The organism is Streptomyces sp. SBT349 (assembly GCF_001083795.1).
Taxonomy (GTDB): domain Bacteria; phylum Actinomycetota; class Actinomycetes; order Streptomycetales; family Streptomycetaceae; genus Streptomyces.
The window spans coordinates 1-12778 of the sequence record NZ_LAVK01000219.1; the positions used below are offsets into that span (position 1 = coordinate 1).

Sequence of the window (12778 nt, forward strand, 5' to 3'; positions counted from 1 at the left end):
GGTGTCGTCCGAGGTGCCGGAAGCGGGGGCGGGGCGGCGGGGGTTGCCGTCAGGGTCGGCGGCAACCCCCGGGGGTGCCGTCAGAGCTGGCGGCCCAGAGCCAGGGCCGTGACCGGGCGGCCGGTCGCCTTGGTGACGATCTCGGCGACCGTGTCGCGGTCCTCCAGCGGGGCGACGCCGACCAGGTTGGCGAAGGCCGCCTCTGTGCCGAGCACGTCGGCGATCTTCTGGAAGGCGATCAGCTCGCGCAGTTGCGGCGCCCACCCGATCTCGCCCGCCTCCTGGGTCCTCGCCAGGTGCCGGGCGATCCGCACCGCCGTACCGTCGATCTTCAGCGAGGCGGCAAGGTCGTAGTCCGATCCCACCTGCACCTGCACGGAGAACCGGCTCGCCAGCGCCTCGGTCAAAACGGCGCCGTGTACCCCCGGGTTGTGCCCCGCGATCACGTAGAAGCCGTCGATCGCCGTGATCGTCTCGCCTTTGTGCGCCTTGACCTGGATCTGCCTGCGCCCGTCCATCGCCGGATACAGCGCGGCCAGAACCTTCGGACTGATCAGGGTCGCGTCGTCCAGCAGCAGCGCCCGGCCCTCCCGCATCGCGGTGACCAGCGGGCCGTAGACGAACTCGTAACCGCCGTCCTCGGCCTGCGTGTATTCACCGATCAGGTCACCGACCGTCGTGTCCCCGTCCCCCGCAACCGTGATCAGGTCCGGGAAGGCGGCCTCGATCAAACTCGTCTTCCCCGTGCCGGGCGGCCCGTACAGCAGCGCCGCAACCCCCGCCTCCCTCAGGCGCCGCAACGCCTCCACGTCCGGCAACTGCGCCAGCGCCCTCGGGTGATACTTCTGCCCGTTCGGGCGCACGACCGGCAGCGGGCGTCCACGCGATGCTGACGGCCTGGGGGCGGGCGCCGGGCGGGGAGCCGGAGGCGTGGGAGCGGGTCCCGGTGGCGGCCCGGCAGGGCGCCGCGCGGCGGCGGCCGTGGCCGTGGCCGACGTCGCCCGGTACATCCGGGGCGAGGAACCGGTCCGCTCCGCCTCGCCCCTCGACACCAGCGTCTCGCACGCGTTACCGATCGCCCCGCCCGAATGACCCAGCCGCTTCGCCAGCGCCGTGACGCTGAACGTCGCCGACGTGTTGCCCACGAGAACCTGCGCGATCTTGGCACGCAGTTCCCCCGGGCGGGCCTTCCCACCCGAGGGGGCCGGTGAACCGATGGGTGACGCGGGGGCGTTCGGCGCTGTCGCGGAGGGCTGCGGCGCGGTACCGGCAGAACGCGAGGGGGGCGTTGCGGTCGCGGTCATCATTCACACCTTTCACTTACCGAGAATGGCCGCCGCATTTCGAATACGAATGCAGCCATCCCCATTCGGGCACACTTCACCCGTCATTCGAATTCCAGAATCACGAGCCATTCCCGCTGGCGGGGATCTTTCCCCAACCCCTTCGGGAACAACACCAATATATCTCGACCCGCCCACGACCTATTGCCATATCCTGGCTCTGAATTCCTGGAATTCTCGTGAATTCACGACGCGAATTCAGGGATATCCCGGAAGGCACGACGCAACCCGTCGCCGACCGCCGCTCCCACGACCGATTCCCAGGCCCCTGACCCACCACCACCGGCGCGCCACGAACGAACGCGCCCCTAGCCAGGCACGCCAGGCGAGGCCGTCAGACACGGCCGAGGGCACGCGTGCGCGACCCCGCAGCGGGCGGCAGCATCCCCATCGCCTCACGCCGAGAAGGGCCATCGAGAGAAAGGAATTCTCAAAGAGAAATGAAAATGAGTGGAGTGAGGGGGAGGAATTCACCGGTAGGCAGGCAACCGTGATACGGGCACCGGGGATGCGAGGCCGGGCACGCTGCGGAGGTGGATCGGGATACGTTCCTGTACCGATATACAGTCGGCCCCCGCACCCCGCGGCAAACAAGCCGCCGACCAGGACCTTCGCTCCGGGCACCTGACCCAATCAAAGCAGGACCACCGAACCGATCGGCATGGAAGGATCTCCGAAAGGATCGGGGGTTGGTCACTGGTGATCGATGCTGCACTGAAGCGATGAGTCACCTGGAGCCGTTGACGAGGACCCACTCCGGCATATTGTTGCCGTCGATTCGGGGCGCCTCATCCTGCTTCTTAAAGCCGGAGCTCTGCTGTCTCTGAGGGCGACCACAACACCTCGGAGGAGTTCGCTGGAAAGGGCCGCGTCGCAAACCATTCAGGCATCATGGCGGCCAGCCGCGCTGTAGCAGACGCCGTCACGTGGCGAACGCTCCAGGGCTGATGACGGCCTGGCACCGCGGAGCTGCGCACCGCGCTGATGGTGTTGTGAACCCTCCAGGGGTGATGACGGCGTGCTTTGCCATGCCTTGGAACACAAGCAGGCGCCGGTTGCGAACCCTCCAGGGGTGATGACGGCCGGGTCCCGCCCCAGGTGCCCACGTGCAGGCGCCACCACGGTTGCGAACCCTCCAGGGGTGATGACGGCATGAGCCTGATGTTCGAACAGGCCCGCGCTGACCAGTTGCGAACCCTCCAGGGGTGATGACGGCGAGGGCGGGAAGTCGGACGGCTGAGTGTCCGCGTCCTGCGTTGCGAACCCTCCAGGGGTGATGACGGCGTGCAGGCCGCGCCGGATGAGGACCGGCCGCAACGGTTGCGAACCCTCCAGGGGTGATGACGGCCGGCCGCGGCCTGGAGGGCGTCGACGTCCTGGTCGTGGAGTTGCGAACCCTCCAGGGGTGATGACGGCTCCACGACGCGCAACTCCCCCCGCCGCCGGAGGCCGCGTTGCGAACCCTCCAGGGGTGATGACGGCCCGCACCTTCTTCCCCCTCACCGGGTACGAGCTTGTCACGTTGCGAACCCTCCAGGGGTGATGACGGCCTCACGCCGGGCGTCGCGCACGGCACGTTCGCGGGTTGCGAACCCTCCAGGGGTGATGACGGCCTGGACAACGACGGCGCCCGCCTCCACGCCGTCGCCACGTTGCGAACCCTCCAGGGGTGATGACGGCGGCCCCCGTCCGGAGTGGTACCGGCGGGGGCCTGCGGTTGCGAACCCTCCAGGGGTGATGACGGCTTTGTGGCCCAGGGCAAGCTGTCGGGCCTTCTGAGCCCGTTGCGAACCCTCCAGGGGTGATGACGGCGGCTCCAATGCCTGCGGCTCCTGGCCAACGGGCTCAGTTGCGAACCCTCCAGGGGTGATGACGGCCCGCCCGAGCACTCCAAGACGCGCTCCGCATGACCAAGTTGCGAACCCTCCAGGGGTGATGACGGCCCGGTGGCTCGCCGCTGCTCGGGATCCTCCGCTGCGGGTTGCGAACCCTCCAGGGGTGATGACGGCGCGGACGCTGCCCGCGAAGGGCACGTTCATCACGGGTTGCGAACCCTCCAGGGGTGATGACGGCTTGGCGTTCCCACGCTGCCAGACCATGCTCGGGCGGCGTTGCGAACCCTCCAGGGGTGATGACGGCTTCCTCGATGCCGTGCGCCTCATTGCCGGCATAGGTCACGTTGCGAACCCTCCAGGGGTGATGACGGCCAGCGCGGGCAGTCGCCGGGCGCCGGGCGCATCCAGGTTGCGAACCCTCCAGGGGTGATGACGGCCCCGCTACCTCGAGCACATCGTCGGCGAGCCCCTCCAGTTGCGAACCCTCCAGGGGTGATGACGGCCCGAGGGTAAAGCCGCTGGTCAGGGGGTGCTGAGGGCGGTGGCTCGGGCTGGGTTTTGCAGGGGTCCGGCGGTAGTGCATCAGTGCAGGTCAGGCATGGTGCTGGTGATCAGAGGATCTCGCCGGGGCCGCCGAGGGTGAGGCCCAGGGTGGTGGATTCGACGAGGTCTGGGGAGCGGGTGGTGTAGGTGACGATGCTGTCGTGTTCGGGGTCGATCGTGGTGTTCAGGGCGGCCATCAGGGCTCGGTACTGGGCGGTGGTCAGCTCGCCTTGGAAGTGGCTGCGCTGGGTCCAGTGGAGGTACTTGCGGCAGGTCTTCAGGACCTTCGGGTTGCGTTCCACCGCGGTGTCGTAGACGAGGATGACGAAGATGTGGATCACCACCAGGGGCGGAAGGGTTTGTAGGGGGTGCCTTCGAGGCAGAGGCGGACGAGCTTGAGGGCTTCGAGGTGGATGATCTCCTCGTAGCTGACCTTCCGCTTGAGGGCGCGGTGGTGGACGGTCGTTGCCAGTTCTTCCTTCATCATGGCGGCGATCTTCTTGCGGCCGTTCTTGCTGAGTGAGGCTCTGCCGACCTCGGTCTCGAAGTCGCTCGGTTTGAGCGTTTTCTGGCTGGCGGCGCGCTTCAGGAGCCGTTCGGCGAAGAGCGGTTTGAACGGCTCGGCGAGGTCGAGGGCGAGGGTGTTGCGGCGGCGGTCGGTGTCGGAGTGGAGGAAGCCGATCGCCGGGTGGAGCGGTGTGGTGCGCAGGGCGGTGAGGACGCGGGCGTAGACGAGTGCGTTGAGGTAGCTGATGAAGGCGTTGCCCGCGTTGGTGGGTGGGCGTCGGGTGCGTCCGTCGAGTCGGAGCCAGGTGGGGAGCTGGGTGTCCACCACGGCCCAACCGGTGCGTCGGTAGTTGCCTTCCTGGCCCATGATCGCGTCGCTGTCCTTGCAGTCGGGCAGGGCGCTGCGCAGTGCGGCCAGGGCGGGATCGAGGAGGTCGGTGTCCAGAGCCCAGCGCAAGTTTTCGGCGGTGGCTGTGACAAGGGCGCGACCTACCGTCGCGCGCTGGTCGGGGTCGGCGGTGAGTTCGACCTGTCGGCGCAGGACGTTGGCCGAGGACATGGCTTCCGACGGCGCGAAGTGGCCCGCGTGGTTGCCGTAGTGGTCGAGGACGTGGAGGGTCACGCCGTTTCGGCTGAGCAGCGAGAGGGCGGAGGTGTTGATGTCGATGTGGTCGAAGGCGACGAGGTCGCGGATGTCGGTGATGGGGATGCGGACCGGGCTGCCGTCGGGGCGCTCGATGCGGACGCTGTTGTCCTCGCGGCGGATGCGGCAGGGTTCGGTCAGCCAGTAGGTGCGGCCGATGGCGGGCATCAGTCTCCCCAGCAGTAGTCGAGGTAGGAGCAGCCGCGGCACCGGGGTCGAGGGAGGCGGTCGGGGGCGGTGGGTGTCGCGATGACGGCTCGGGCACGGGTCTCGGCGGCCTCGGCCTCGGCGCGCGCTGTCGCGTCCCAGGGAACGTCGGTGGTGCGGCGGACGAGGGGGTAGTGGACGACGCCGCCGCGGACGGCGACACCTCGGCGTTCCAGGAGGAGGCAGTAGTGGCGGACCTGGGCGGCGTGGGCCGGCGCCGGGGCGCGGGAGGACTTGGTCTCGTGGACGATGGCGCCGGTGGTGACCCAGTCGATCTTGGCTTCGCCGAGGTCGATGTCGCGGCGGCGGGTGTAGGTGGTGTCGTCGATGACTTCGCCGAACGCGACGAGGTCGCTTCGCTGCTCGGGCCGGTAGCCGCGGGTGTAGAGCCACAGCTGCCGGGGGCAGTGGTGGAGGTACTTGATGTGGACGCCGCCGAGTTGGGCGCTCTCGCCGGTGGGGTCGTGGGGTGGCTCGCTCACAGGATCGTCTCCGGTTCCTGGGGCGGAATCGAACCGGTGCCCGCGGGCGGTGTGAGACCGGTGTCGGCGGCGTAGGTGCCCAGGTGGATGACGTGGACGCGGAGGGCGCGGTCCCACTGGGCGCCGTAGGTCCTCAGCTGGTGATGGCGCAGGGGGATGAGGAGTCCGGCGGCGAGCAGGGGGTCGCCTCGCTTTCCCGTGGTACGCAGCCGGTATTCGTTCACGTCCTCGTGGTGCAGGACATCGACGCTGTCGAACGTCTCGTTGAGCCGGTCGGCGAACTCGCTGCGGTCGTGGAAGGGGTCGGTGAAGGTGAGGAAGCCGGCGGTGAACTCGTCGCGGGCGCGTCGGGCGGCCTCGGCCCACGCCACTCCCCAGGGGCTGTCGTAGGCGGCGGCGAGGAGGCGGTCGATGTCCTCTTCGCTGAGCGTGTCCGCGCCGTCGTTGACGAGGTCCGTCAGCGCCTGCCAGGCGGCGGCCATCGCGCCGGCGTCGTAGGGAAGGTCCGCGGTGGCGCGGTGGACGCGGAACTCGACGGGCCCCTCGGGGTGCAGGCCGCGGCGGTTGACGCGGCCCGCGCGTTGGGCGACGGCTTCGACGGGTGCGCACTCGACGGCCGCGCGGTCGAAGTCGAGCTGGAGGGAGACCTCGACGGTCTGGGTGGCCACGACGAGCCCGCCGCGTCGGTCCGTTTCGCCGTGCCTGCGTTCGGGGTGGCGGCGCAGCAGGTTCTTCTCGATGGCGTCGCGGTCGCGGTTCTTGAAGCGCGAGTGGAGCAGGAGCGCGGCATGCGGGTCGTCCGGGCGGCTTTTGCGGGCGTCGTCCGCGAGCTCGGCGTAGAGCTGCTGGGCTACGGCGACCCTGTTGACGACGGCCAGGACGCTGTGGTCCTCGGCCAGCCAGTCGCGCACGCGGCTCAGGCTCCCGGGTGAGTCGAGCGGTTCTTCGTCCAGGACGAGCCGGTGCCGGACAGGGCTGGTGCCCGGTGGCGCGCGGTGGCTGGTGACCTGCTGGGCGAGGCTTTCGTCGATGAGCCTGGTCATAGGAGGGGCCAGGGTGGCGGAGAGAACGGCGACTCGGCTGCCCAGCCGCTCCCACAGCCCCATCGCGGCGCACAGGCGGCCGAACGTCTCGGGCTCGTAGGCGTGCAGCTCGTCGAGGACGAACAGCGAGTTGGCCTGTTCCAGCAGGACGGAGGAGTAGGCGGGTCCGGCGATGGCCGCGCGCAGCAGCTGGTGCGGGGTGGCGACGCGGAGGCGTTGGGTGAACAGGCGCATGGCCCCGGCTCGCGCGCGGGCCTGGCGGGCGTGGGCCGCTGTTGGTTCTCCCTGGTCGGGTCCGCAGTCGTCCTCCACCGCCTGGGTGAGGAGGGTGTGGGCGACGGTGCCGTGCAGAAGCCCGATGTCCGGTGCTCTGTCGCCGGAAGCCGGGACCAGGTCGCGCTGGAGGCGGAGGCGTGCGGCGTTGAGCGAGGCGCGGTAGGGCAGCGTCCACACCAGGCGTGGCCGCCCGCGCATGGTGGCCAGCTGGCGGGCGGCCCAGGCCAGGCCGCTCTCCGTCTTGCCGCTTCCGGTCGGGGCCATCAGGATCAGATGCCCGTCGGTGCCCGCAGCCTGCCCCTGGTGGGGGTAGGGCCGGTAGGGGAGGCGAGCGAAGTAGTCGGTGTCCAGCGGCATATGGGTCTGCAACGGAACGTGGGCCGAGCCCGCATGATCGGCGAGGGTCAGCGCCCCCTGGGCCAGGACGGCGAGCAGGCCGTGGTCGGGCTTGACCGGCCGGCGCCAGTTCTCCAGGAGGTGATGGAGGAATCGGCCGGCGCGTTCGGCCAGGGTGGGGGCGCCCGGTGTCTGCGGCGGCGGGTCCGTGGTGAGGGCTCCCGCGAGCCAGGCCAGGAGTTCACGGTGGACGCTCCGCGGGACCTGCACCTGGGGCCCTTCCGGCCCTGGGGTGAGGGTGAACGCCTCGTCCCACCGGGTGTGCTGGTTGTACAGCTCCGACAGGCTGGGCTTCCCGGCGGAGTACCCGGAGGCGGAGTGCAGCGACCGGTGGTGGCTGGCGACGAGGGTACCGATCATCAACCGGTCCGCGTCGCTCCAACCGGCGGCCTCGGCCAGCAGGTCGACATAGGCCAGCGACAGGACTTCGTGCCGCTCACCCCAGGGCGGCCCGCCGGGTGGCAGTTGCCGCTGAAAGCCCTCGGCGACCTTTCCGGTGTCATGAAGGATCGCGGCGCGACGGACCCAGGACCAGAAGGAGGGGGCCGCGGCGATCAGTCCCGCGTGGGCCACCCGTCCCTCGATCTCCGCGACCGTGTCGTGGACGATGCGCGAGTGCGTCGTCAGACGCTCCGGATCCTCGAACGGCCTTGACTTGGCACGGGTGTCAGCGAGCGTTCGCGGCCGAGCTCCACCGGCCGGTGGCCGGACCGTGCCGGTCACGGACTCAGCAGCCATACGGCCTGGCCCTCCCAACCGCCGTCCGCCGCCCGCGTTGTCTGCCTCGCCTGCCCTGCCTGCGTCGTCTGCCGAAAGGCACCGCGCACCGGCCGCCGACCGGGCGGGACATCGCACCACAGGTAGTCCGTCCACGCGGTGGTCAAACGATCGGCGGAGATGCTGGCCGCCATGCGGTGGCAGAACGCCTCACCGACATCGTGCCCACCTCGCGGCGCCAGCGCATGCCCCACGACCGCCTCGGCGGCGGGCATCAACTCGACCGGGCGCAGCGTGGTGAGGTGCACGATGTCCTGGGAACGGCCAAGGCGCAGGGGCCAACGCGGCCGTCGCAGCGCCGTGGCGACGCGCTCGCCGTCCGCGCCCGGCAGCCACACCGACAGGTGGACATCGGCCAGGAAGGGGCGATCGCGGATCGTCATGCCGCCCTTGACCGCGCGCACCCGGCCGGCGACCGCCGGGTTGGAACCGTCCGCCGCGATCGGGTGGAAGGTCTCCGCGTCCACGCCGCTGCCCTCCGACCAGGCTGCGATGCCCAGCGGGAGATCCTCGGCGGGCCTGCCGGTGGCTGCGGCCAGCAGCCCGCGGACCGTGGAGGGGGGCGGCAGCGGAAGGCAGCGGCTCACCCCGGGGAAGAGGGGGTCGCGGAACGACGCGACGGGTGCGTAGAACTCCGCCCGCCACGCCGGGACCGGCTCGTTCGGCATCCCCATCACCGGGCGGGGTCGTCGAACCAGGCGTCGTGCCGGCCCTCGCGGAGTTCACCGGCCAGGCCGCGCAGGATCGTCCTGGGGTGGCCGATGACGACCTGCTCCTCCGCGATCACGCCAGCGCACAGCTTCTCGAAGTCCTCCCGCTGCGCGTCGCCGAAGCCGGGACGCCAGCCGATCCGTACCGGCGCCTCCCACTCCCCCTCCCAGGCGCGCAGTTCCTCCAGCAGCACGTCGCCGCGCACGCGCAGCCCGGTGCCCGGCTCGCCGTCGATGACGTGGGCCAGAGGGTTGATGCCGCCCTTGAACGGAACCAGAACGATCAGGTCCGGAACGCGGTCGCCGTAGTGCAGCGCCTGCTTCGCCCCGCCGCTCAGTTGCGCCAGCGCCTCCAGCAGCAGCGCCGTGCGCGCCCGGCGCTCTGCGATGGGCAGCCGCACGGCCGCCTGGTCCCGGAAGGTGACGGTGGTGGCACCGGCGGCAGCCGCTTCGGCGACCTGGAGCGCCTGCTCCTGGCTGAGGTAGTTCGGCCTGCCGACACCGCCGCCGTCGGGGAGGGTGAAGGTGCCGACCCGCGGCACGTCCAGCAGAAACGGCGCGGCCAGGTCCGCGGTGTAGAACTCATGACCGTGCAGCACCGGTTCGGACACCCCCCGGGCCATCACGCCGAAGTCCTCCGTCGGGAAGGCGGGCTCCACCGACATGAGCGTCCCCAGCATGAACGGGCTGTCCCGCAGCGTGGTGGCCGCACCGTCCTTGTTCGCGCCGGCCTTCATATAGCCGAAGAGGTCGTCGTCCGCGTAGCGCACGGGATCCGCGGCGGTGTTCGCCTTCTGCGCCTTGTTCTGCGCCTTGCCCACCCGCGTGACCGGGGACGGCACCGCACCCAACTCGACCAGGCTGTCCCGCGCCCAGCGCCGCACGGCCTGCGCCGAGACATAGGGGTAACGCGCGCCGCGGATCCGCGCGCTCTTCACCCGCCCCGTCGTCGCCTCCCCCTTGCCGTTGTTGGGCGCGCTCGCCCGCACGGAAAGCACCATCTTGCCCGCCAGGTACGCCATCAGGACGCTCCCATGTCGTAGTCGTCATCCTCGTCACGGAGCACCGGCTGCTCCAGCAGCCACTCCTGCCTCTTGCGCTCCTCCTCGTCCGCCGGAGGAGCGTTCACGGCGACCCCACGCTGCTGGAGCAGTTCCAGCACCCGGGCGGACAGCAGCATGCGCTGCTCCCAGGCGCGGGGGCGCTGGCTGATCAAGGGCGCCCAGTCAGCCGGCCCCGCCGCCGCCGAGCGGCCGTCGAGGACAAGGCGGAAGTGGGCCTGGATCAGCAGCGTGCCGAGCTTGTAGTCGCTCAACGCGACGCTCCGGTACTCCGCCAGCCGCCCCCGGGGACTACCCGAACCATGCTGGATCCAGTCGGCGATCACCGTCGCCACGGGCGTCGGATCGGGCTCCATACCCAGAATCTCCTTGGCATAGGTAAAGGCCAGCCGCGTCAGATCGGAGACATCCCGCGCACTCCACGACCGACCGGTGTCCTGCGTCAAAAGGTGATGCAACTCCCCCAGCAGCGAACGGCTCCGGCCGTCCTCGGCCTCGAAGAGCAGCCGCGCGGCCTCCACCGCACCGCTCGCCGTCACGGCACCGTCCTTGTCCCGCCGGGTCAGCGCCATCTCCAGCAGCCGCCATCCCCTGCGCAGCGGGGCGTTGCCACTCACCACCGCCAGGAATCGAGGAAGTGCCCGGCGGGTGGCGGTCACCCGCAGCCACGGCTCCTGGTTGTCGTTCTTGAACGTCCACAGCGTCGTCGCGGACAACTCCTCGCGCACCGCCATCAAAGCCCGGACCGCCACCAACTCCGGCCGAGCCGTGGCCGGCAGCCCCGAGAACCCCAGCTGCATCACCCGCCGCGCCCGCGCGACATTACGAGCAGCGAACGCGCGCTCCGCCGCCTCGCTCTCACACGACAGCACACCGGCCGACCCCGCCGTCACCCACGCCCCATACGGCAACGCCCAGACCGCCACCCGGCACCCACGGCACACCGGCCAGCCCAGGACACCTGGAGGCAGCGTGTTCAACGCCTTGCTCGTGTCGAACATCGGCAGGTTCGACTTCGTCCACACCACGGGCGTCGGCGTCCCGCAGAACGTGCAGGGATAGGCCGACGCGGCGTCGACGTCATCGGGGATGAACAGGGCCGCGATCGCCGGCTCCATGACCGCGCGGTCCCGCGTCCTCTTGCTGTGCGTCGCCTTGGCGTTCGGATACAGCGCGAACAGGACCTTCCACCAGTCGTAGACCCCGTCATCCTTCTCGGCCACAGCTGCTGCACACACGTCATCCACCAGACGGGAGGCCACGGCGTCCAGATCGGTGACCGCGACTTCGCCCGGCCTCTCACACCCCGCCAGCACCGTCACCGCCCAGGCCCCCGCGCGCTGAAGCGGATGACTCGTCAACGGCAGCACGGCAGCAGCCACAGCAGACGCACTCACCGGACCCATCCGAAACCCTGGACCGTATCCAGCCCCAGACCCCACGACCGCAAGGCGTCGACCAAACGCGGATCCGCGTCCAGGGCAACGCGGACCTGCGCGCCGATCCTCGGAGCCCCCCGAACGGTGAAGCGCCTGCGCGGCCCCGCCTCCAGCACCCGCACCCCCGACGGCGCCGGAAGGCCGAGGACGTCCGCCTTGTGCGCGAGATTGTGCAGCAGCCGCTCCTCGAAGAACGGCTCTCCCGGCAACAGATACCGGCTCTCACGCTTGACGATCACGGGCGTGGCCGTTTCGAGCACCATCTGGTCGCCCCCCGCGGCCGGTTCGGCGACGTCGAGAGTGAAACCCCGCACCCTCAGACGGGCGGCCCCCCACACGATCTCGGACCTCGAAGCCAGCGCCCTCACGAGCACCGCCGCGATCTCCGGAACCGGCGACCCGAACCACACCGACCCCTCCGGCGACGTCGTATACACACCACTCTTCCGAGGCGCCCCCTTGAACTGCGGACTCGTCACCCCCAACGGGCGCAGACCATGCCCCTTCCACCCGTCATCGTGCAGCGACTTCGCCAAACCCGCGTCCTGGCTGCCCAGCAGCCCGTACACCACAGCACGCGCGGGCCCGTGCACGTCCTCCCACCGCAGACTCGGCGCGCTCGCCGACACGTCCACCCTGACTCGCATACCACCCCAATCTTCACGAAGAACGATCACACACTGCCAGCCGCGCGTCACGGCCAGTGCTCAGACCGTAGCGGAGTCCGACAGTGCGGCGGACCTAAATGATTAAATACCTCGAAAATGTAAGAAACTGTGGCAAAGAGTGCCGTCCCGTACGAACAGCCGGGACCTGAGAGCCACGGAGGTCGTGAGCCGTAAGCTAGCGGGCACCACTGACAACCCACGGCGCCCACCACAAGCCGCAGCCCTCTGACCTGTGGAGATACACAACCGCCGGACCGCTGCAAAAACACCCCGGGGAACCCATCCCACCACCTCCCCGACCAGCAGCTTTACCCTCGGGTTCCTCATCACCCCTAGTGTCCTGCGCCGGAAATCTTGGTCCTAAGTTGTTAGGGTTGTGGGATGTCGTTTTCGGGGCGGTCTGCCGGTGAGTTCGTGTTGAGTCCGGACGAGCGTGACCAGTTGGTTCGCTGGTCGCAGGGCTCGTCGAGGTTGGCTGTGCGGGCGCGGATCGTGTTGCGGTGTGCGGAGCCGGATGTGGTGTACGCGCGGGTTGCCGCTGATCTGGGCGTGTCGGCGATGACGGTGGGCAAGTGGCGCAAGCGATTCGCGGACTTGCGGGTGGAGGGTCTGGTGGACGCCGGGCGGCCGGGACGTCCGAAGGCCGGTTTGGTCCTGACCGACATCGAACGGGAACAGCTGACGCGTTGGGCGCGCCGGGCGAAGACCTCACAGGCCCTGGCACTGCGGTCGCGGATCGTGCTGGCGTGCGCCGAGGACACGTCGAACAAGCGCGTCGCCGCGACCTTGGGAACGTCGGTGTCCACGGTGAGTCGCTGGCGGCGCCGGTTCGTGGAGTCACGGCTGGA

Annotated in this window: 10 protein-coding genes and 1 CRISPR repeat array; of the genes, 1 reads left to right on the top strand and 9 read right to left on the bottom strand. The window is 69.8% G+C overall.

The features are described from left to right. Positions 1 to 80 precede the first annotated feature (80 nt). The 9 genes from ADY01_RS23605 to cas6 form a co-directional block, all read right to left on the bottom strand. The gene (locus ADY01_RS23605) at positions 81 to 1304 is read right to left on the bottom strand and encodes an AAA family ATPase (protein WP_420715740.1); all 1224 of its coding nucleotides are present in this window, start codon (positions 1302 to 1304) and stop codon (positions 81 to 83) included. A 965-nt stretch (positions 1305 to 2269) separates the two neighbouring features. Then, a CRISPR array of direct repeats spans positions 2270 to 3681; the repeat unit is 29 nt; unit sequence GTTGCGAACCCTCCAGGGGTGATGACGGC. 108 nt (positions 3682 to 3789) lie between these two features. Next, positions 3790 to 4065 carry a CRISPR-associated endonuclease Cas2 gene (locus ADY01_RS23610; RefSeq protein WP_234320372.1) on the bottom strand — a complete coding sequence of 92 codons (276 nt, stop codon included), beginning with the start codon at positions 4063 to 4065 and terminating at the stop codon, positions 3790 to 3792. After that, positions 4059 to 5039 carry a type I-B CRISPR-associated endonuclease Cas1b gene (cas1b, locus tag ADY01_RS23615; RefSeq protein ID WP_049577309.1) on the bottom strand — a complete coding sequence of 327 codons (981 nt, stop codon included), beginning with the start codon at positions 5037 to 5039 and terminating at the stop codon, positions 4059 to 4061. Before cas1b ends, ADY01_RS23610 begins: the two co-directional genes overlap by 7 nt. Further along, positions 5039 to 5560: a CRISPR-associated protein Cas4 gene (locus ADY01_RS23620; RefSeq protein WP_049577312.1), complete on the bottom strand. Its 522-nt coding sequence runs from the start codon at positions 5558 to 5560 to the stop codon at positions 5039 to 5041. The genes cas1b and ADY01_RS23620 overlap by 1 nt, the downstream gene beginning before the upstream one ends. Further along, a complete protein-coding gene (locus ADY01_RS23625) occupies positions 5557 to 8013 on the bottom strand; it encodes a CRISPR-associated helicase/endonuclease Cas3 (RefSeq protein WP_049577316.1) in 2457 nt (818 codons plus the stop codon). Before ADY01_RS23625 ends, ADY01_RS23620 begins: the two co-directional genes overlap by 4 nt. After that, on the bottom strand, positions 7995 to 8720 hold the full coding sequence (cas5, locus tag ADY01_RS23630) for a CRISPR-associated protein Cas5 (protein ID WP_234320373.1): 726 nt from the start codon (positions 8718 to 8720) through the stop codon (positions 7995 to 7997). Before cas5 ends, ADY01_RS23625 begins: the two co-directional genes overlap by 19 nt. A gap of 5 nt (positions 8721 to 8725) precedes the next feature. Continuing rightward, positions 8726 to 9784, bottom strand: coding sequence for a type I-B CRISPR-associated protein Cas7/Cst2/DevR (gene cas7i, locus ADY01_RS23635; RefSeq protein WP_049577321.1), 1059 nt, complete (start codon positions 9782 to 9784; stop codon positions 8726 to 8728). Next, positions 9784 to 11205, bottom strand: a complete 1422-nt coding sequence (locus tag ADY01_RS23640) for a hypothetical protein (RefSeq protein ID WP_234320374.1) — start codon at positions 11203 to 11205, stop codon at positions 9784 to 9786. Before ADY01_RS23640 ends, cas7i begins: the two co-directional genes overlap by 1 nt. A gap of 11 nt (positions 11206 to 11216) precedes the next feature. After that, on the bottom strand, positions 11217 to 11960 hold the full coding sequence (cas6, locus tag ADY01_RS23645; RefSeq protein ID WP_234320375.1) for a CRISPR-associated endoribonuclease Cas6: 744 nt from the start codon (positions 11958 to 11960) through the stop codon (positions 11217 to 11219). Positions 11961 to 12311: 351 nt separating this feature from the next. On the opposite strand from cas6, the gene ADY01_RS39880 reads away from it, so the two are divergent. After that, a partial coding sequence (locus ADY01_RS39880) for a helix-turn-helix domain-containing protein (RefSeq protein WP_199826280.1) occupies positions 12312 to 12778 on the top strand: 467 nt, incomplete at its 3' end.